Origin of the sequence: uncultured Altererythrobacter sp., from assembly GCF_913057185.1 — a bacterium.
GTDB classification, from domain to species: Bacteria; Pseudomonadota; Alphaproteobacteria; order Sphingomonadales; family Sphingomonadaceae; genus Erythrobacter; species Erythrobacter rubellus.
Genome location: NZ_CAJXNK010000001.1, coordinates 937,718 through 957,933, shown reverse-complemented (window position 1 = coordinate 957,933; position 20,216 = coordinate 937,718). Strand labels below are relative to the sequence as shown.

The window sequence follows — 20,216 nt, the reverse complement described above, 5'->3', positions numbered from 1 at the left end:
TCAAAATGATTTGACGCATGCTTGTAGCAGGCATAGCCTGCCTGCATGTCCCGTTCGGCAGTCTCGATTCCGTCAGCATCGCCGCCAGCGGCGCGCGATGTTCTTGAGCTGCTCAAACCCATAACCTGGTTTCCCCCAATGTGGGCCTTTATGTGCGGTGTTGTGTCCTCGGGCGTTGGCATGGAAGGACGTTGGTGGTTTCTTGTCGCCGGTATCGCGCTGACCGGCCCATTGGTTTGCGGCACCAGTCAAGCGGTGAACGACTGGTTTGACCGGCATGTCGATGCGATCAACGAACCCAACCGCCCGATCCCTTCTGGCCGTGTTGGTAGCGATTGGGGACTGCGAATTGCGATCATCGGCACGCTTTTGTCGCTTGTTGTCGCCTGGTTTACCGGGCCATTTGTGCTTGCAGCGACGGTTGTCGGCCTGATCTGCGCTTGGTGCTATAGCGCCCCACCCTTCCGCTTCAAGACCAGCGGCTGGCTCGGGCCGGCAGTGGTCGCGCTCACCTATGAAGGGCTTGCTTGGTTCACCGGCGCAAGCGTGATGGCAGGGGCTTTGCCAAAGGCCGAAGTGCTGATTGTACTCGCTCTTTATAGCTTGGGCGCGCACGGCATTATGACGCTCAACGATTTCAAAGCTGTCGAAGGCGACCGGGCAACCGGATTGCGTTCCCTGCCGGTCACATTAGGCGTTAACAAGGCAGCTCGGCTTGCGTGCGCGACCATGGCGCTGCCACAGTTCGCGGTTATCGCACTGCTATACAGTTGGGGCTACCTGTGGTCAGCGATAGCCGTCAGCGCGGTTTTGCTCGCACAGTTGGCATTGATGCCGCGCCTGCTTCGCAATCCCAAGGCCCACGCACCATGGTACTCAGCAACCGGCGTCACGCTTTACGTCCTGGGAATGCTCGGTAGCGCGCTAGGCCTTGGAGGATACATCTGATGGCGCGCGGGTTCGGCTGGCTATCCGTTATCCGCATAGGCGCGGTCCAAGCTTCGATCGGCGCGATCGTTATGCTGGCAACTTCGCTGCTGAACCGCTTGATGGTGGTCGAGTATGGTCTCGTCGCAGCCATCCCTGCCGGGCTGGTCGCCTGGCATTATGCCGTCCAGCTATCACGCCCTATCTGGGGTCACGGCTCGGACAAAGGCCGCAAGCGCACCCCATGGATCATTGGCGGCATGGCTGTGCTGGCACTCGGCGCGCTGATGGCCGTGAATGCGACAGTGATGATGTCCACCTACCCAATTGGCGGAGGTGTGCTCGCAGTTATTGCATTCACATTGATTGGCGCGGGCGTGGGCGCTTCAGGTACAACCTTGCTCGCGTTGTTGGCCTCAGGTGTTGCGCGCGAACGCCGAGCGGCTGCCGCTGCCGTAACCTGGATCATGATGGTTTTCGGGATCGTTGTATCGGCAGCAACCGCAGGCCAATTGCTTGATCCCTTCTCTGAACAACGCCTGGCGCTTGTATCAGGCGGCGTTATCGCGTGCGCCTTTGCGCTGACGGTGATCGCCGTGTTCCGGCTTGAACAGCATGCCCTAATCGAAGCGGAAGAAGACCGCGCAGGTCCCGCCCCTGATTTCCGCGAAGCAATCCGCGAGATATTGCACGAGCAGGCTGCACGCCGCTTCACGACATTCATCTTCGTCTCAATGCTGGCCTACAGCATGCAGGACCTGATCCTGGAACCATTCGCCGGCCTCGTTTTCGAGATGACTCCCGGCCAATCGACATCGCTCGCGGGCATCCAACACGGCGGCGTTCTGGCAGGTATGATTGCAGCGGGCGTTGGCGGTAGCGCGTTTGCCGGGCGAATGCCGGTCGAACTGCGCGCCTGGATTGTTGCGGGATGCGCCGGATCGGCACTGGCTTTGCTGGGCTTGGCGGCGGCAGCAGTTGCCGGCCCCGGATGGCCACTTGAAGCCAATGTATTTGCATTGGGATTCTGCAATGGCGCATTTGCCGTTGCCGCTATCGGCGCGATGATGGGTCTGGCAGGGGCTGGCGAGCGGACCCGCGAAGGCGTGCGTATGGGTGTTTGGGGAGCATCACAAGCCATCGCATTCGGCATGGGCGGCCTGCTGGGCGCGCTTGGTGTCGACATTGCACGCCGGTCTGGCGGTGATGATACAACCGCCTTTCAACTCATTTTCGTGATCGAAGCGACAGCCTTTATGCTCGCTGCGTTCCTGGCCTTACGCGCGACAAGCAGCAGCAAACGAACTAAAGCCAAGGAGGCAGCAATCCTATGACCAATGAACTCTATGATGTTGTAGTCGTAGGAGGCGGGCCTGCAGGGGCAACAGCGGCAAGCGATTTGGCGAAAGCCGGCCACAAGGTCATGCTGCTTGACCGTGCTGGCCGGATCAAGCCGTGCGGCGGTGCAGTGCCTCCGCGTTTGCTGGAAGATTTCGATATCCCGCACTCTTTGCTTGTTGCCAAAGCGCGATCCGCGCGCATGATTGCACCGTCCGGGCGCAAAGTAGACATGCCGGTTGGCGAAATCGGCTTTGTTGGAATGGTCGACCGCGACGTATTCGACGAATGGCTACGCCAACGCGCGGCGAATGACGGGGCGGTACGCTGTACCGGAAGCTTCGAGACAATCGAGCGAGACGGACAAGGAACGCATGTGTGTTTTCGCACCAGTCGCGGCGGAGAACTTGAGAAAGTGCGAGCCAAGTTGGTGATCGGTGCGGAAGGCGCCCGTTCGAAAGTCGCACGGCAGAACATTGATGGCGCGGAAGACATGAAATGCGTGTTCGCCTATCACGAAGTGATCGAAAGCCCGCCCGCAAACAACCGAGGCTTTGATCCAGCGCGCTGCGATGTCTTCTATCAGGGCAAACTCTCGCCAGATTTCTACGCCTGGATATTCCCCCACGGGCACACCTCCAGCATTGGTCTTGGCAGTGCGAACAAAGGCTTCCCCTTGCGCGCCACTGTATCTGACATGCGCGACGAGCTAGGTCTCGATGCCTGCAAAACGATCCGAAAGGAAGGCGCACCGATCCCATTGAAGCCGCTCAAGCGTTGGGACAATGGCAAGGATGTGCTCGTCGCTGGCGATGCGGCTGGTGTCGTCGCACCAGCGTCAGGTGAAGGCATCTATTATGCTATGACTTGCGGTCGGATTGCAGCTGAGGCCGCGAGCGAGTTCGTCGTCTCTGGCAATCCGACTGCACTCAAGGGAGCTCGCAAGCGTTTTATGAAGGAGCATGGCCGCGTGTTCTGGATCCTGGGGATGATGCAGTTTTTCTGGTATTCCAGCGACAAGCGCCGGGAGCGTTTTGTCGACATGTGCGATGATGCGGACGTTCAGCAGCTGACCTGGCAAGCCTATATGAACAAACGCCTGGTCCGCGCCAAGCCGCTTGCGCATCTGAAAATTTTCCTCAAGGATACAGCGCATCTGCTGGGATTGAGGCCGATGGCTAGATGAACACAAACTGGGTTATTCCATTTATTGTTGCAGCGGTGGCTGCGATGTGCGTCGCATTTCTAGGGGCAACGATCACTGATCTTGGCCCGTGGTATCAATCGCTTGAAAAACCGAGCTGGAATCCGCCAGATGTGATCTTTCCGATCGCTTGGACAACAATCTTCGCGCTGGTTTGCATTTCAGCTGTAATTGCATGGGAACGAGCCCCTACTGCCGGCAAGCGCGACTGGGTAATTGGCCATTTCGCACTGAACGCCTTTCTCAACATCCTGTGGAGCCTGATGTTCTTCCGCATGCAACGCCCGGATTGGGCCTTTGCCGAACTGTTGTTGCTTTGGCTCTCGATCCTGTTCCTGCTCATCTATACCGGGCGGATTTCGCGGCTATCCAGCCTCTTGCTGGTGCCCTATCTGATCTGGGTGACGATTGCTGGCGCGCTTAACTGGCAGGTTATTGAACTTAACGGTCCCTTCGGCTGACGATACAGTTTGATGGAGCAATTCTTCTCCAGCGGCACGGCAGTCGATATAGTGCTCGCAGTGCTGGCGATTGAATTCGTGATCCTGTGGCGCAAAGGGTGGTCGCCATTGAATGCGCTTCTGCTTTTGTTGCCTGCCGCGTTGATCGCACTCGCTTTACGGGCGGCGTTGGTCGATGCCCATTGGATCTGGATTGCCATTCCCCTGACGCTCGCATTCCCAGTGCACTTGGCCGACCTGGCACGGCGCAAGCGCTAGACTGCGAACGCAGATACCAAAAGAAAAGCGGCCCGAACGCCATTGCGCGCGAGCCGCATTCAAGCCTTGAATGCAAATGCAATCAGTCTTTTTCTTATGTCGCCTCTTCAGCGTCAGCTTCTGCTTCCTGCACCGTTGCAGCCGGAACAGACAACAACGCAGGATAGTCTTTCGCCATCTGCGCGCCGCCCATCGGCTTGTTCACACCTTGGTGGCAAGTCGTGCAATTGACCTTGAACGGGTCACCTGCATTGCCAAGCCGGTTCTCGGGGAAGACCGGAGCCAGCGGAGTGATATATTCCTGATTCATACGCGCGACCATACGCGTGCCGTGCCAAGCAACTGCACGCTGCGCCGGGCTGATGTTCCAGGCTCCGAAGCTTTGCGTATTGTGGCAGAAGGTGCAGTTCACACCGAGCGAGTCTGACATATGCAGCATTAGTGCATAGGTGTTCTCGGTTTCCATGGTGGACAACGTATTGTCTTCGCTTGGGTAAAGCCCGGTCGATGCGACGCGGATATTCTGCACTGTCTCGTCATTCAGAAAATACCGCGCGACCGCATTCACAGGAAGCGAGCTATATGCGGTTTCGGGAGTTGGACTGTTCTGCCCCCGCTTCGTGATCTTGACTGAATTGTGGTTGGCGTCTTCCGGCAAGGTCCAGTAATTTTCCGGAATGTTGTTCCCACGGTGGCACGTCCAGCATGTGACACCTGTATCGGCCACGTGGCTTTCGTAATTCGCATTGATCGTCTGATTCATCTGGATCATGCGCCTTGCTACAACTTTGGTATAGACTTCGTCAGACGCCATATTCGCCGGGTTGTGGCAATAGTTGCAGCCTTCATCAGGTGCTACCCATTCGGTGATCGCAGCCATCAGATAATTGAACTCATCAGCTGAGATGTCGCCAAGGACCTGGACGTTCTCATAGACTTCGCCAGCTGAAGGGCCACCAGGTGGCGGCAGTTCATAGGGCGGTGCCGGAACATCGTACTCGGCCTCTGCCACCGAACGCAGCGCAACTTGGTTCATACCTGTGCCGCGAAAACCATTCTGCTCAGAAACCTTTGGCTGGATCTCGCAAGCTGCTAGAACAAGGGGAAGAGCAGAAAGCACTACAATTTTAACTGTCGTTTTCATCCTACTCACTCCCCTGGAATGGCGGCAGGGTCAACGACCCCGGTGTCGGGATAGGCCGGGGCAAAACCATGTTGCTGCGCCCATAGATACCAATTGTCGACCACAGTGCCGGTCAGCAATATGCCGATCCCGCCGGTCAGCGTGGTCAGCACCGCAAACCACCATGCCCATCGGTGGATTGATTCCATCGTCGCGTTGAAACCCATGGTCCAGCGCCAGAACAGCGCTGCACGCTCTGATGCAGTGCCTCGATCGGTAATCTGCTCGATCTCGCGTTCACCCCCATAACGGCCAACAGCAAGAATCGTCGCCCCGTGCATCGCGAAGAGCAGCGTCGAACCGTAAAGGAACACGATCGAAAGCGCGTGGAACGGGTTGTAGAACAGGTTGCCGTAGCGGATCGAAAATGCCGCCGTCCAATCAAGGTGCGGGAAGATGCCATACGGCACCGCTTCGGCCCAACTCCCCATGAACATCGGCCGCAGGAAGCCCAAAACCAGAAACAGCCAGATCGCTGAGGCAAAAGCCCAGGGCACATGCATGCCCATGCCAAGCTCTTTTGCGCGCAGATAGGTCCTTAACCACCAGAGCAGCACCGAGATGGTAAGAAATGCGCCGGTCAGAATGAACCAGCCGCCTTCATTAAGCGGGACGAATGGCGAAAAGCCATATTGCGGGCCGGGCGGTTCAAGCGAGAGCCAAAACAGCTGGCGGACAAACTGGATCGGATCCCAGCCAACCGAAGCCCACATATTCATCCCGATGATGAAGAATGCCAGCAAGCCAAATGCTAGCGCTCCGATGCCAGTCCACCCAAGATAGAACGGGCCGATCTGCGCATGACCGATCGTGCCGAGCCAGCGATTGATGAAAGTGATATTGAAACGCGGTTCGTGCTGTCCGTCTGGCAGTGGGATGCCGAGTTCAGGCGGATGGTTCAGTTGAACCTGTGTGAAGATGTTTTGATAAGTCGCCATGGTTCAGTCTCCCCTCACGCCCAGATCGGCAGATTGAGCCACCAGGTCCACCACTCGGGCCAACCTTTGGTCCACAAAGGACCACTGATTACGATGCAGACTGCGCTCCAGAAGCCGGCGTTAAGCGCGAGAAGCAAGCCCACGCGGTGAATGCCGAGCGTTCCAACCGAATAACCGATCAGATCCCGGAAGAAGGTGTCTTCATATTCCGGCGTTTTCACTTCGCCGCCGCGCTCTGGATTGACCGCTGACAGCACCAAGGCGCCATGTAATGCCAGGGCAAGTGTGGTCGTAAAGAAGAACGACACCGCCAGCATATGCGCCGGGTTGTAGTGGAAATGCAGGTATTGGTACCCCGTGTTGGATACCCAGTCCAAGTGGCTGAATATCCCGTAAGGAAAACCAAAATGCCAGCCACCCATGAGTACGGGCCGGATGACAACGAGCGTCACATAAGCGAAAATTGCAACCCCGAACGCAACCGGGACATGGTAACCCATTCCCAGCTTGCGGCAGATCTCAACCTCTCGCAGCGCCCATGAAACGAAAGAGATGATCGCGCAAACCGTGATGACTTGCCAGAACCCTCCTTCCTTCAACGGCGCCATTGACAATCCGTAGCTCAAATCCGGTGGTGCGATACTTATGAGCCAAGGATTCCAGGTCGGGCCTTGTGACGCAGCGTAGAATATCAACGCTGTCCCTAAGGTCGCGAAGATCGCGGTGACGACTCCGAAAAAGCCGACGTAAAATGGGCCGACCCAGAAATCGAACAGGTCCCCGCCGATCAGCGTGCCACCACGCACGCGATACTTTCGCTCAAAACTGAGGAGCGCCATAACCCAATCCTCCCCCGCCTCAAAATGGCGAGATCAATGTTTCTCGAATTCGACCTGTGAGGCGGGGCCGACCAAATTTGTCGGCCGTCGCCCTCGCACTGTCGAATGTTTATCTCTTCGCTAAGAGCCTCAGCTACTCGACCAGCTCGATGGTTGCCCGCGCATTGGGGCCATCCATCCAGTTGTAAGTGTCCGTGCTCAGCAGGATGAAGTGAATAGTGAACGCGAGCACAGCCAAGTAGACGTGAAGGCCTACCAAAACTCTGCGCGGATCATATGTTAGCCAAGTTCTCCACATGGTCTAATTCCTTATTTTATATTGAACTTTGCCGCTTGACGGCCGCCAAGCAGCTCCAGTTGGTTCAGATGCCTATCCACGGACGCCAGGTCCACACCAGCAGGTGCGCCACGACAGCGATCCCGGTGTGAGCGGCGAACCAAAACATAAAGAGTTTGTGGAACTCCTTAGCTTCTTCGGGGGTGAGATATGTGCTCATTCCCACATCACTCATAGCCTATTCTCCCATTTTGGGTTGTTGTGCGAGAGGCGACGTGCCTCCGTCGGTATCCGTGCGAAAATGATCGCATGGATTGCTGGGCTCGCATTGCTGCGAGCGATCTGTGTGAGCGCACTCATGCGCTGTGTCCTTCAAGCAGGGCGTCCGCCAGCCGGTCGGATGAGACCTGGGTTTCGCCTGCACGCCGCGTGGCGCGTTCAGCAGCATCGCGAAGCCGTTTGGCAGCGGAAATCCGGATCAACACGGGCTGTGCTTCGACCAGCGCGTCAAGCTTCGCTTTGGCGTCTTCGTCCCAAGCAAGCTCTTCATATTCGCGCGCCGGCGTGGCGTCGCCTGCGTCCATTTGCGTCGACAGTGGCAGGATGTGGAACAGCGCATCAAACAGCGCATTGCACACTTCCTGCACGAGATAGGTCGCCCCAGAATAGCCCATAAAGGGCGTGCCGGTATGACGGCGTATGGCAGCGCCGGGGAAGCTCGCGGGGATATAGATCCCGCGCGCGCCGCATTCGGCCATGTACATTCGTTCGTTATAAGATCCGAATACTACGAGCGGCGGATTGGTATGGATCGCTTCGCGCACAGCCTGATTGTCGGGTTTCACCCCAGCCGACCGGCTAAAGGCAAAGCTGCACGGCAGCCCCATATCGCCCTCCAGGAAGTTGCGAATGCCGCGTGCATAGGTCTCGTTCGCAACGATTCCGAAATTGGCAGTGCCGAAGAAATCTTGAGTGACCGAACGCCACAGGTCCCACAGCGGCTTGATCGTAGTGTGCTTCTCACGTTCGATAAAGGGCGCCGGGTCGAGATCCAGCTCCTCGCCAAGCGCCTCAAGAAATTTGGTAGTGCTCTCCAAACCGATTGGCGCTTGGAAATAGGGCCGCTCAAGAAGCTCACAAAGGTTCCGGCCGAACTCGCGGTAAAGACAGACATTCGCATCTGCCATGCCCAGCTTCTTGATATCGGCCAAATGGCTACCCAGCGGGAAAGCCATGTTCACTTCCGCCCCGATGCCCTCAACCAGGCGGCGAATCTCGGCGAGATCTGACGCCATATTGAACATGCCGTAGGACGGGCCAATGATATTGACCTTCGGCTTTTCGCCTTCCTTGCGCTCGCGCTGCTTCGGCATCTTCTTTGGCCCAAATTCGGTCCAAAGCCAGCTCAGCGCCCGATCAGCCGATTCCCACTGATCTTCATCGATAGTGCGCGGCAGGAAGCGCTTGAGAGTGGTGCCTTCAGGTGTAACGCCGCCGCCTATCATTTCGGAGATCGAGCCAGTCACCACCACGGATGGCAAATCCGGATCGAGCGTTTCCCATGCGCGTTTCATCGCGCCTTCTGTCCCGGTTTTGCCCAGCTCCTCTTCGCCGATGCCCGTAACGACGATCGGAAGTTCGTGGGGCGGCAAACCGTCTGTATAATGCAGGACTGAGGTGACTGGCAGGTTCTCACACCCGACTGGCCCGTCGATCACGACTTGCAAGCCTTTGATTGCGGTAAAGGCATAAATCGCGCCCCAATATCCGCCCGCGCGGTCATGATCGAGGATCAGCGTCATGTACCCACCGCCTCACTGGCCTTGCGCGCGGCGATGTTTTGCGCGGCGAATTTCTTCTTGAACAGCGGGCGGTCCTGCGGGGTGTCTTCCCACACACCTGCACTCATATCCTTGCCGACCCCTTCAAAGAAGGCAGTCATCTTCGCAAAGCGATTCTTATTGGCAATCGCGGCATTGATGACTTGCGCCAAGCTGCCTGCGCCAGCGACACCCATAAGCGGGCGCGCTGAAATCAAGTTCGTGAAATACATGGCCGGCATGCCGTGCTGTTTGGCGTGCTGTACAACCGGTGTAGTACCGATCGCCAAGTCCGGGCGATACTCGTCTACTGCTGCGATATCCTGCTCCAGGCTCGCGCGGTATTGCACTTTCACGTCTTTGGCTTCGAGCCATTGACGATCGGGTTCGGACCATGGCGTACGTGGACAGGCAGTGCCGACATAGGGCACGTCCGCGCCGCTTTCGATTAGCAGGCGCGCAACCAAGAGCTCGGAACCCTCATAGCCAGAGACTGTCACTCGGCCTTTTATGGGAGCTGCTGCCAGTGCAGCTTCGATCGCTGGAAGCGCTGCATTTTTGGCTGCGTCGATCTGGTCTTGCGCCACACCGCAAGCAGCGCCGATCGCATCCAGCCACGCGACCGTGCCATCGCGACCGACTGGCGCGGAGCCAACTACTGAACGACCCGCGGCTTCGAATTCGCGAATGCTGGCCGTGTAGAAGGGATGAATTGCAGCCACTACCGAACAGTCGAGGGCAGCGTAGAGCTCTCGCCATTCGCGGGTTGGCACGACTGGGCCCGTCGCAAGCCCCATTGGCGCAATCAACTGCGCCAGGCCGACCGGATCTGCTGGAAACATCTCTCCGAGCAAGGTCACCGTCGGCCTGTCCGAGCGCTGTTTCGGAACGGCGACAGGACCTTGCTCGGCCTCGTTGCGCGCATATTGCAGCATAGCGCCAGCGAGTACGTCCTTGGCCTCGGCATGGGTTGGAATACCGAAACCAGGTACGTCGATACCGATAATGCGCACTCCGTTGATTGCCTTGGGCAACAGCCGCAAGGGCACACCGCTGGCAGTGGGTACACAGAGATTCGTCACGACAATTGAATCGTAATTGGCAGGATCGGCCAACTCCTCGACCGCTTCCTTGATGTCTTCGAACAGCTTGCCCGTAACAAGCGTTTCGGAGTTGAACGGCACGTAACCAACCGTGCGGCGTGCGCCGTAGAAATGCGAAGTAAAAGTCAGCCCGTAAACGCAGCAGGCCGAACCGGACAGAACCGTGGCGGTGCGTTGCATGCGCAACCCGACGCGGAGCGATCCGAAGGCTGGACACATTGATTGCGGTTGATCATGTGGTCCGCGCGCCGGGTCGACCGGATAATCTGCGGCATAGCGATCCAGAATGTCGCTCTTGCCAGCTTTGCGTGCGGCTTCAAGCATGGTGTCCTTGCTGGAGCAGGCGCCAGCCGTCGGCTCCCCGCCCGATCCAAGATCAAGTTGGTCACGCGTCCGTTCTTCAGGGCGCATCGATGCGTTCAGATCAGTCAAGCGTCACACCTCATCGTAAATAACTTCGAGGCTGGGCTTCGGCTCAAAAGTGCCGCCGCGCATATCGGCCTGGGTCGCCGGAACGAGTTTGACATCGCCTCCAGTGTCTTCGGGGGAGAAGAGGCCAAGCAACCCGTCCTGGTCTAAGGGAGCAGGTTGGCGCGGCGGCGCCTTGGCAACGTTTTCAGCCAGCTGTTCAAACAGCCCACTCCATTCGCCGCCTGGCTTTCCGATGATCTGATAATTGGCGGATTTGCGGCGGATATCTTCATCTGCCGGAATTGCTGTCAGCACGGGAATGTCGACCGCCTTCGCGAAGGCTGCCGCCTCTCCAGTACCGTCGTCCTTGTTTACTATCATGCCGGCAACACCGACATTGCCACCCATCTTGCGGAAGTATTCGACCGCTTGGCAGACATTGTTTGCGACATAGAGCGATTGCAAATCGTTCGAGCCGACGACAATCACTTTCTGGCACATATCGCGTGCAATCGGCAGGCCGAAACCGCCGCAAACTACGTCGCCCAGAAAATCCAAAAGGACGTAGTCGAAACCCCATTCATGGAAGCCGAGCTTTTCCAGCAACTCGAAGCCGTGGATGATCCCGCGCCCGCCGCAGCCGCGACCGACCTCAGGTCCGCCAAGCTCCATCGCAAAGACGCCGTCACGCTGGAAGCATACGTCTTCGATAGTGACTTCTTCACCCGCAAGCTTTTTCTTCGAGGAAGTTTCAATGATGGTTGGGCAGCTCTTGCCGCCAAACAACAGGCTGGTAGTGTCAGACTTGGGGTCACATCCGATAAGCAGCACACGTTTGCCTTGCTGCGCCATCATGTAGCTGAGGTTCGACAAGGCAAAGCTCTTCCCAGAGCCCCCCTTGCCGTAAATCGCGATAACTTGCGTTTCGCTGGTCACTTCGCCTGTGTGGACGGGGTCCGGCTCCTGAGCCGCCTCATTCCTTAAGGCTTGAGTATCAAGCATTGTCATTCGTAGCTGCTCCAGTCCAACACCATCTTGAGACAGTCGATTTCAGTGAATGCTGTGGGATAAGCCGTTTCAGCTTCACTCGCGGGACGAACGTCAGTGATCAGGCCATCAAGGTTGAGAGCCCCGGTTTCGATTAGCGCTCGAGTCGAAGCCAAGTCCTCAGGGGTCCATTCAGCTGCCACGCGCAAGCGCGCCTCTGCCTGGAATGCGGGGGCGAAGCCGAAGCTAAGCCGGTCCGAATAGAATCCTGCAAGAACGATCTCGCCGCGTTTGCCCAGCCGCCCGATCAGATTGTCAAGCCCGTGAGCATAGCCGCTAACGTCATATATCGAGCTGTAGTCGTGTCGATCGTCGTCCTTGGGCGCGATACATTCGTAGCCAATTGCGCCTTCGCGGCGCTCGGCCTTGTTATCCCAAACTGTGGGAGCAGGTGCGCCTGACGCGATGGTAAGTCGGGCAAGCAAACGCCCCAGAACGCCATGGCCAATAATAAGTTCAGGTGGATCGCCAGCGGCCAGCGCGTGCAGCGCTGTAGCGGCCAGTGCCATCAGCACGCCTTTTTCGGCCAGATCTTCAGAAATGGTGAGCGCGCGCTCGGATGGGACGATTAAGCGGTTTGCGGTTCCACCAAACAATCCGCGCGCGTCAGCAAAGCAGTTCGCACCCGGTACAAACACCCATTCACCAATGCGTCCTTGGAATTCAGGCGCGGCATCGACAATGCGGCCGACAGACTCGTAACCCGGCACAAGCGGATACCCCATGCCGGGGAAACGCGGCATTTCGCCGGTCCACAAGAGCTTCTCCGTGCCACTGCTGATCCCGCTCCACACGGTTTCAACGATGACGTCTGATGAGGTCGCGGGATTCAGCGACAACTGCCTTACAGACAGCCGTTTTGGCGCATCAAGAATCACCGCGATCGCGTCCATCTTGTGGACTTCCCCTAATGGTCGCGATCAACCCTTTCGCGATAGATTTTTTCACCCACTGTCATCATAGCCTGACAGTTGAAAGTGTCAATAATGTAAGACAAGTTTACTGTCAGGCAAATGCGACAGTCAGGCTGGTGATGAGCGGCTGCCCCGTCTTGATAGCTCGAAAATCGCGGAATCCTGCGGCTCTCAGCATCTTGTATAGCTCCATCCGCGTGCGTGGGCGCCCTGATCGCATTGCCCACAGATAGAGTCCGAAATAAGCATCACCCATATTTTTTGCACCGCGGGTATCCGCCATTGGCTCCGCGATGACGAGTCGCCCGCCAGGCTTAAGCGCAGCACGAGTCGCAGCGAGAAGGCGATGTGCCTGCGCATCGTCATGATCATGCAGGATCCGGACCAGCGAGATGCAATCATAGCCTTGCGGTAGCGGATCGCAGAAGAAGTCGCCTTCATGAAACTCGAACCCGGAGTCGAGGCGGGCGCGTGCGCCTTCAACAACGCCCGGCAAATCGAAAATGCCAATCAGCATTTGCTGATGCTTTGCCGCTAAGGCACTTGCGAACGCGCCATGTCCCCCACCGACGTCGAGTACCGAGCTTACGCCATTGAAGCGATAGGACCGCAGCACTTCATCAGCGACCATGCCCTGCGAAACTGCCATCAGTTCGGAATAGGGGGCAACCATCTCAGATGGCTCTGCATCTGGATCGGCGCGTGCCGCATAGCGCCAGAATTCGGATAGTTCTGTCGGCTGTTCGCGATTCTGGCGTAGCAAAGCCATCGGATCCGCCAGATCACGATAAAGGAGCGTGTGATGCAGGATCATCGCCTGCGCGCCTTCCTGCGGAATAAGCGACGCGCCTCTCTCGCCCAGCATCCACAAACCCGGTGATACCTCTTGAGCGAGCTTCAGCGCAGCTGCTGCGCGCAGCAAACGTTCAGCAGCCCCCTTGCTCAGATCCGCTACTTGTGCCGCTTCACTCACATCGGTTGGAGCTTCGGCGAGCCGCTTTAGCAATCCGCTCTCGACCATGGCGAGAAGCGTCTGCGTGTATGTGAAACCTGCCACGAGAGCGAACAGTTCAGCCGCCTTTCGCCGCGCGAACGGACGCAAGAACCAATTCCTTGCGGCCCATTGCTGGAAGCGCGGGTTGCTCAGCACGCTGTTGCGCCAAGCGACCCAACGCTGCTTCCACAATGATGCTTGCTTGCCTTCGGAGCGAGACATAGGTGACTCCTTATGTCCATTTGATTGGACATCTGTTATGTAAAGGTCAAACACCTTTTGGGGAGCGAGGCTTGAACGCTGGGGTAGTCGTTATCGGTGCAGGCATGGGCGGTTTGGCCTGTGCAACGCTATTGGCTGCTCGCGGCGAACGCGTAACCGTCATCGAAAAAGACAGCTGGGTTGGCGGAAAAGCACGCCGAGTCTCACTCGATGGCGCGGAAATCGATGGCGGCCCGACGGTCTTCACTCTGCGTGACGTGTTCGATGGAATTTTTCGTGCCGCAGGTGCGGAGCTTGATGACTACGTCACCACTCGCCGCGCAGGAGTCCTCGCGCGCCACGCTTGGGATGACAGCGCCTATCTTGATCTTCATGCCGATCCGCAGCGCAGCGAAGAAGCGATCGGCGATTTCGCAGGCGCCGAGGCCGCAGCAGGATTTAGAGCCTTCCGTCAAGAAGCCCGCTCCATTTATGCCTCGCTTAATGACACAATGATGCGCGCGCCCAAGCCGGCTACGCCGCTGTCGCTGGTCTGGCGTATGGGGCTGAGCAATGTTGCCGGCTTCATGGGTACGCATCCTTACGTCAGCCTATGGAACGCGCTCGGCAAGCATTTTGGTGACCAACGCCTGCGTCAGCTGTTCGCGCGCTATTCGACATATTGCGGCTCATCGCCTTTCAATGCGCCTGCGACACTTATGCTGATCGCGCATGTCGAGGCTATGGGCGTGTGGTTGATCGACGGCGGGATGGCGGCGCTGGCGAAGGCGCTGCAGGATTTGAGCAAAAGCCAAGGTGCCACGTACCGGCTCGGAACGGCAGTCGAGCGGATAGATGTCACTGGTGGTCGCGCTTCTGGAGTTATCCTGGCAAATGGCGAACGCATCGCCGCAGACGCGGTGATCGCCAACGCTGATCCTGCAGCCATCGCGAGCGGACTTTTCGGCCAGAATGCTTCACGCGCAGTTTCACAATTTGGAACGAGCGAGCGCTCGCTCTCCGCCTTTGTCTGGTACGCCAAGGCGCGGGCTCAAAGCTTCCCGTTGGTGCGCCATAATGTGTTCTTTTCGCCGGATTACCCGCGCGAATTCCTCGATATCGCGGCAGGTACACCGCCGAGCGATCCAACCGCTTATGTATGCGCGCTGGACCGCGACCCAGGGCGGGGCGAAGCGCCCGGCCGCACAGAGCGTTTCCAGATAATCGTCAACGCACCCGCCAATGGCGACAACCACTGTTATACTCCCGAGGAGATCGACCAATGCACGAAAGCGATGATGCGCAGCCTGACACGTTGCGGGCTGAAGCTGGACGATCCGTTCACCCACGAAGTGGCGACGCCGAACACGTTCGAGAAGCTTTGGCCCTCAACCGGAGGAGCGCTTTATGGACGAGCCTCGCACGGATGGGCGGCATCCTTCCGCCGGCAGGGAACGCTTACGAAGATCCCTGGGCTTTATTGCGCGGGCGGCAGCACCCATCCGGGGGCGGGAGTGCCAATGGCGGCCTTGTCCGGGCAACTGGCAGCAGCGAGAGTGTTGCAAGACCTTGCTTCGATGCGGAAATCGCACCCGGTGGTTATGGGTGGTGGTATGTCGACGCCATCAGCGCAGACGGGAAGCACGGGCTGACCATCATTGCCTTCATCGGCAGCGTTTTCTCTCCTTATTATAAAAGTTCAGGGCGGCGTGAGCCGGAGAACCACTGTGCGCTCAATGTTGCGCTTTATGGGCCGCGGGCGCGCTGGGCCATGACAGAGCGGCAAAACGACGCGTTGTCCCGCGATCGTGACACGCTTATCCTTGGCCCCAGCAATGTGCGTTGGATGGACGATCACATGGAGATAGAAATCGCTGAGCGCGACAAGCGCTTATTCAATCCGTACCGCAGGCAGATACGCGGCACAGTGCGGGTCTATCCGCAAATGCTGAACTCAACCGCTTTCGCACTTGACCCGCAAGCCAAGCATATCTGGCATTGCATCTCGCCGCGCGCGCGCGTGGAAGTCGACATGCGCGAACCAGGGATAAATTGGCGCGGTGCGGGCTATCTGGATTCCAATTTTGGCAGCGAGTCGCTGGAAGAAGGGTTTCGCATTTGGCATTGGTCGCGGGCGCACATCGGTAAAGAAGCGATTGTTTGCTATGAAGGCATACGCCGCAACGGCAGCGGGTTTGCCAGTGCGCTGCGTTTTCGCGCGGACGGTACGCCGCAGGAGACTGAGCTGCCAATGGTTGCCCCGCTTCCAAATTCTGTGTGGCAGATTACTCGCAAAACGCGGTCTGATCGTGGCGACGCCAAGATTCTTACTACGTGGGAAGATACTCCGTTTTACGCACGTTCTACGCTGGCTTCTCGGTTGGACGGCGAGAAAGTTGTCGCTGTTCAGGAAAGCCTGGATATGGACCGGTTTGCTTCCGGAATTGTCCAATTCATGCTGCCCTATCGCATGCCCCGGTCGGACCGTTAATTTTCCGAGGATGAGTCCTTCTCCGCCGCTTCGCGTTCAGCGCGATCTTTCTTGAGTTCGCGATCGGTCGACCAGATCTGGTAGACACAAAATCCGATCACAAGGAAGAAAGTCATCCCGATCTCGATCAGCCCCATGTTGGGGACCACCAAGGCGCGCCACTGCTCCCACAAGCTATCGGCCATACCTATTTCGCTCCCTGGATATGCGCTTCTGCGAATTGCGCGATCACTGCTGCGGCGCGCTGAGGCGCTTCCTCATGCGCAATGTGCCCTAGATTTTCCCAAACGTCCAATCGCGCATTTGGCAGCTTGGCCGCCGCGCCTTCGACTGAACCCAAAGGCACTGCTTGATCACTGCGCCCGTGCACCAGAAGCACTGGGTTGCTGATGCCAGACAACCCCTTGGAAAAGGTGTTCAAATCCCAGTGCGCCATCATCGCAAGCGCGCCCCGCGCGTGGTGCGAATTGGCGAACAGCTTCGCATAGCACGCCAGCGATGTCGGATCGGTCTGAGAGCCAGTTGATCGCTGGAGGAAACGCTTGGGATCACCGGCAAATCTGGAAACGCCCGCGAACACCTTTGGCACAAATGGGTTGAGCAGCAGCAATCTTGCAAGGCCCGGGAATATCTGTGCTGCCGCACCCGGGAAAGGCGTAAGTGCAGGGCTGAACCCAATGACTGGTGTACTCTCGTTCACTACACCTGTTCGCGCCAATTCGAGCGCGATCGCCGCACCGGCGGAATGCCCAACCAGTCCAGCCGGCTTTGCATCAAGCGTATCGATTAGAGCCGCGAGCGAGCGCACCATTCCTGCCAGGCTGGCTCTGCTGCTCACCGGTTCGCCGCCAGTGAAGCCATGTAGAGGCAAGTCGGGGGCAACTACGGTGTAGTGGGAGGCCAACCGCGGTATGATAGCATGCCAGCTGTGTGTAGAACCTCCAGTCCCATGCAGCAGAAGCAGAACTGGCCCCTCACCCATTTGCTGGACATGGAAACGCAGACCGTCAGCATAAATGAAACGGCTATGCTCGCGATTTGGCCAGCTTCGTCCCTCACGCTCCCAGTTGAGCGCACTCATCGTACGAGCTGCGGGCCAGGCTGCGCGGCATTGACCGCACGCTCAAGCGCGGCCGCATCCGCCGTGGGAAGCGGTAGATAACGCGCCTGCATGGCTTGTGCGAGCTCCGCTGCTTCAGCGCGCGGGCGAGGTGAAATATCGATCACGATGCTGTCGATGCCGCGTAGGGCCAATGCCCGTGCAGCTGCGTGCGCGTTTTCCTTTGCTTGCGCGCGACCAGGTGTGCCATCTGCGGCAATATTGGCGCTGCCATCAGTCAAGCACACGAGGAACGGCGTACGCCCGCGTGAGGAAATTGCTTCAGCCATTTGTAGCCCAAGCTGTAATCCCGACGCGAGCGGTGTTCCGCCACCTCCTGGCAATTCGGACAAAGCTCTGCGCGCCCTGGTAAGCGAGCGCGTTGGCGGCAACAGCATTTCCGCACCCTCACCGCGAAACGCGATCAGCGCGACCTCACTGCGTTTGACATAGGCTTGCGCGAGAATACGCTCGACCGCCCCCTTGGCCTCTGCAAGCCGCGCAACGGCGGCAGAGCCCGATGCATCAACGCAAAAGATTGTGACAGAGCCCGCGCGTTCTTCAAATCGCCGGATCCGCAGGTCGTCCTTCTCGACAAACAGCGCTGTTGGGGAGTCATCCCCAAGTTCATGCCGCCGCAACGGCTGCCATGGTGCTGCTGCACGCAGGCTGTCGATCAGCGCCAACCGTGCCCCGCCACGCGGGATACCGGGCCGTGCGCCCAGCGGTTTGCCGCGCAGCTTGGACTTACTGCGTTTGCCGCTTGTGCCGCCTCCAGCGCTGCGCCGTAATTTGCCCGCTGCGATTTTCGCCAAAACATCCGGCGGGATCGATGCGAGCGCGGCTTCGATCAGCATTTCTTCAGGCGGTAGCTCGCTCGGCTGCTCTCGGTCGTTGTTACCCGGATCATCGGCTCTATCTGGCGGCGGGGCAGGCTCACTTTCCTGAAGCTGCTCCTGCGGCAATTGCGTTGCGCGCGGGGCTAGTACCAATGACACTGCCGCGCTCAAATCTTCATGTCGCACTTTCTTGCGGCGATGGAGCGCAGCATGCGCTCGCGCCGCTGTCAGCGCAAACAGCAGTGGACGCACAGAACCGATCCCCAGCGCGACAGACACTGCTGCCAGCGCTGCCAGCTGTTCATCTTCCAATTCAGCAACATGACTAATCGAAAGCGGTTTGGGCACGATCTTGTCATGATCCAACGAGGCTGCGCGCGACAAATCGCACTTGAACGCCACCCGATCCAGCAAGGCATCAGCTGGCCCTTCATCGGATTCGCGGCCATCATCAAGCGCCACCAGCGCGATGTCCTTGTCATCAAGCGTTTGCGCCAATCGCCCGGCGGTCGCCTCTCGAAGCCGCTCAGCCATCGGCACCACTACCACGCCACCGCGCACCTCGCTGAGCAATCCAGCGCGTTCTACCGCTCTGCCCTCGGCTAAGCTTGCAGCGATATCCACACCGCCGAGCAGGCCTTCATCGTCGATATTGGCTGGCAAACGCCGCGAAGGCGACGTTTCGGGCAATGCAACTTTCAGATAGCCAAGCACCAAGTCGCGCGCCGGCCCTCCCCCCCGCAAGCAAATCCCGCCAAGCTTTTGAGGAGCGATTGCCAGCAGGCGAACTGCGAGCAGCGCGTCGGCCAAGGGGTCGAGATCGGACTCCGGCGCGGGCGCGCCGCGCGTCATCCGAACAGCTCTGCCACCGCGCGTTCGATGCGAACTGTCGAACCTGTTTCATCGAGCACATCGCGGCGCAAGCGGTGCCGCAGCGCCAATGGGGCAACTTCAAGCATATGCTCGCGTTTGACCTTGCGCGCGCCGCTCAGCGCAGCAAAAGCGCGGGTGGCCCGCATCAACGTCAGTTCTCCGCGCAAGCCGTCAACGCCGACCATCATGCAAAGATGAGCCGCATCGGCGAGCACATCATCCGGCACATCTATTGTCTGCACGCGCTTTTGCCCGCGCGCGATCTGCTTGATGATCTTGTCGTCTTCGGCTTGCCATGCTTTGGCAAAGCCTTCAGGATCGCGTTCCTGCGCGCCGCAGCGTCGCATGATCTCGACGCGTTCCTCGATTTCGCTGGGCGTGCGTACGTCAACGGAAAGTCCGAAGCGATCAAGCAGTTGCGGGCGCAATTCGCCTTCTTCCGGGTTTCCGCTTCCGATCAACACGAACCTGGCGCGGTGGCGCACGGACAGCCCTTCGCGCTCGACCACATTCTCACCTGACGCCGCCACATCGAGCAGCAGATCAACGAGATGGTCCTCAAGCAGATTGATCTCGTCAATATAAAGGAAACCGCGATGCGCCTTGGCCAGCAGGCCCGGCTCGAACGCTTTTTCACCCTTGCGCAGCGCTTTCTCCAAGTCGAGCGAGCCCACAACCCGGTCTTCAGTCGCACCCAAGGGCAGATCAACGAAAGGCAAAGGTCGTTTTACTTTGCGCTTCGATGTGCAGGGATCGGGGCAAGTGCCGGCTTGATCAGGTGTACAGCCGTACCGGCATCCCTCCACCACCAGCATCGGCGGAAGCAGCGCAGCCAGCGCGCGGCTGGCCGTCGATTTGCCCGTGCCGCGATCACCGAAAACCATTACGCCGCCGATCGTAGGATCGACCGAAGCAATCAGCAGCGCGAGCTTCATCTCGCTCTGACCGACAATCGCTGAGAAAGGAAAACGCGCCATGTGTCCACAAGTCTGGACAAAT

Annotated in this window: 21 protein-coding genes; 7 read left to right on the top strand and 14 right to left on the bottom strand. The window is 58.4% G+C overall.

Annotated features, from left to right (window positions below; translation table 11 throughout):
* Positions 1-45 precede the first annotated feature (45 nt).
* Genes chlG through QZ487_RS04825 form a run of 5 tightly spaced genes read left to right on the top strand, consistent with a single transcriptional unit; the run spans position 46 to position 4,188 of the window.
* Positions 46-948, top strand: coding sequence for a chlorophyll synthase ChlG (gene chlG, locus QZ487_RS04845; RefSeq protein WP_296023579.1), 903 nt, complete (start codon positions 46-48; stop codon positions 946-948).
* On the top strand, positions 948-2,261 hold the full coding sequence (locus QZ487_RS04840; RefSeq protein ID WP_296023578.1) for a BCD family MFS transporter: 1,314 nt from the start codon (positions 948-950) through the stop codon (positions 2,259-2,261). Before chlG ends, QZ487_RS04840 begins: the two co-directional genes overlap by 1 nt.
* Positions 2,258-3,451, top strand: a complete 1,194-nt coding sequence (locus QZ487_RS04835) for a geranylgeranyl diphosphate reductase (RefSeq protein WP_285976632.1) — start codon at positions 2,258-2,260, stop codon at positions 3,449-3,451. The genes QZ487_RS04840 and QZ487_RS04835 overlap by 4 nt, the downstream gene beginning before the upstream one ends.
* Positions 3,448-3,930 carry a TspO/MBR family protein gene (locus QZ487_RS04830; protein WP_285976631.1) on the top strand — a complete coding sequence of 161 codons (483 nt, stop codon included), beginning with the start codon at positions 3,448-3,450 and terminating at the stop codon, positions 3,928-3,930. Before QZ487_RS04835 ends, QZ487_RS04830 begins: the two co-directional genes overlap by 4 nt.
* Positions 3,931-3,942: 12 nt before the next feature.
* Positions 3,943-4,188, top strand: a complete 246-nt coding sequence (locus tag QZ487_RS04825) for a hypothetical protein (RefSeq protein WP_285976630.1) — start codon at positions 3,943-3,945, stop codon at positions 4,186-4,188.
* A gap of 94 nt (positions 4,189-4,282) precedes the next feature.
* Here the strand turns inward: QZ487_RS04825 and pufC are convergent, their stop codons facing one another.
* The 10 genes from pufC to QZ487_RS04775 form a co-directional block, all read right to left on the bottom strand.
* Positions 4,283-5,332, bottom strand: coding sequence for a photosynthetic reaction center cytochrome PufC (gene pufC, locus QZ487_RS04820; protein ID WP_296023575.1), 1,050 nt, complete (start codon positions 5,330-5,332; stop codon positions 4,283-4,285).
* A 5-nt stretch (positions 5,333-5,337) separates the two neighbouring features.
* The gene (gene pufM / locus QZ487_RS04815; protein ID WP_285976628.1) at positions 5,338-6,309 is read right to left on the bottom strand and encodes a photosynthetic reaction center subunit M; all 972 of its coding nucleotides are present in this window, start codon (positions 6,307-6,309) and stop codon (positions 5,338-5,340) included.
* 14 nt (positions 6,310-6,323) lie between these two features.
* Positions 6,324-7,148 carry a photosynthetic reaction center subunit L gene (pufL, locus tag QZ487_RS04810; RefSeq protein ID WP_296023571.1) on the bottom strand — a complete coding sequence of 275 codons (825 nt, stop codon included), beginning with the start codon at positions 7,146-7,148 and terminating at the stop codon, positions 6,324-6,326.
* 133 nt (positions 7,149-7,281) lie between these two features.
* Positions 7,282-7,446, bottom strand: a complete 165-nt coding sequence (gene pufA / locus QZ487_RS04805; protein WP_285976626.1) for a light-harvesting antenna LH1, alpha subunit — start codon at positions 7,444-7,446, stop codon at positions 7,282-7,284.
* Between the two features lie 64 nt (positions 7,447-7,510).
* Positions 7,511-7,660: a light-harvesting antenna LH1, beta subunit gene (pufB, locus tag QZ487_RS04800; protein WP_118054814.1), complete on the bottom strand. Its 150-nt coding sequence runs from the start codon at positions 7,658-7,660 to the stop codon at positions 7,511-7,513.
* A gap of 121 nt (positions 7,661-7,781) precedes the next feature.
* The gene (bchZ, locus tag QZ487_RS04795; protein WP_285976625.1) at positions 7,782-9,227 is read right to left on the bottom strand and encodes a chlorophyllide a reductase subunit Z; all 1,446 of its coding nucleotides are present in this window, start codon (positions 9,225-9,227) and stop codon (positions 7,782-7,784) included.
* Positions 9,224-10,759 (bottom strand): chlorophyllide a reductase subunit Y, encoded by a 1,536-nt coding sequence (bchY, locus tag QZ487_RS04790; protein ID WP_296024113.1) that lies wholly within the window; start codon positions 10,757-10,759, stop codon positions 9,224-9,226. The genes bchZ and bchY overlap by 4 nt, the downstream gene beginning before the upstream one ends.
* 24 nt (positions 10,760-10,783) lie before the next feature.
* Positions 10,784-11,767 carry a chlorophyllide a reductase iron protein subunit X gene (locus QZ487_RS04785; RefSeq protein WP_285976624.1) on the bottom strand — a complete coding sequence of 328 codons (984 nt, stop codon included), beginning with the start codon at positions 11,765-11,767 and terminating at the stop codon, positions 10,784-10,786.
* Positions 11,764-12,699 carry a chlorophyll synthesis pathway protein BchC gene (gene bchC / locus QZ487_RS04780; RefSeq protein ID WP_285976623.1) on the bottom strand — a complete coding sequence of 312 codons (936 nt, stop codon included), beginning with the start codon at positions 12,697-12,699 and terminating at the stop codon, positions 11,764-11,766. The genes QZ487_RS04785 and bchC overlap by 4 nt, the downstream gene beginning before the upstream one ends.
* Before the next feature lie 112 nt (positions 12,700-12,811).
* Positions 12,812-13,936 carry a methyltransferase gene (locus QZ487_RS04775; protein WP_296023566.1) on the bottom strand — a complete coding sequence of 375 codons (1,125 nt, stop codon included), beginning with the start codon at positions 13,934-13,936 and terminating at the stop codon, positions 12,812-12,814.
* Between the two features lie 71 nt (positions 13,937-14,007).
* On the opposite strand from QZ487_RS04775, the gene crtD reads away from it, so the two are divergent.
* Positions 14,008-15,567: a 1-hydroxycarotenoid 3,4-desaturase CrtD gene (gene crtD, locus QZ487_RS04770; RefSeq protein ID WP_296023565.1), complete on the top strand. Its 1,560-nt coding sequence runs from the start codon at positions 14,008-14,010 to the stop codon at positions 15,565-15,567.
* A gap of 119 nt (positions 15,568-15,686) precedes the next feature.
* The gene (locus QZ487_RS04765; protein WP_296023563.1) at positions 15,687-16,406 is read left to right on the top strand and encodes a hydroxyneurosporene dehydrogenase; all 720 of its coding nucleotides are present in this window, start codon (positions 15,687-15,689) and stop codon (positions 16,404-16,406) included.
* Here the strand turns inward: QZ487_RS04765 and QZ487_RS04760 are convergent.
* From QZ487_RS04760 to bchI, 4 genes are read right to left on the bottom strand one after another with little or no spacing between them, the layout of a single operon-like run.
* Positions 16,403-16,591: a hypothetical protein gene (locus tag QZ487_RS04760; RefSeq protein ID WP_285976619.1), complete on the bottom strand. Its 189-nt coding sequence runs from the start codon at positions 16,589-16,591 to the stop codon at positions 16,403-16,405. The genes QZ487_RS04765 and QZ487_RS04760 overlap by 4 nt on opposite strands.
* A 2-nt stretch (positions 16,592-16,593) precedes the next feature.
* Entirely contained in the window at positions 16,594-17,487 is an 894-nt protein-coding gene (gene bchO / locus QZ487_RS04755) for an alpha/beta fold hydrolase BchO (RefSeq protein WP_296023560.1), read from the bottom strand.
* Entirely contained in the window at positions 17,484-19,196 is a 1,713-nt protein-coding gene (locus QZ487_RS04750; protein WP_296023558.1) for a magnesium chelatase subunit D, read from the bottom strand. The genes bchO and QZ487_RS04750 overlap by 4 nt, the downstream gene beginning before the upstream one ends.
* Positions 19,193-20,194, bottom strand: coding sequence for a magnesium chelatase ATPase subunit I (bchI, locus tag QZ487_RS04745; protein WP_285976616.1), 1,002 nt, complete (start codon positions 20,192-20,194; stop codon positions 19,193-19,195). The genes QZ487_RS04750 and bchI overlap by 4 nt, the downstream gene beginning before the upstream one ends.
* Positions 20,195-20,216 lie beyond the last annotated feature (22 nt).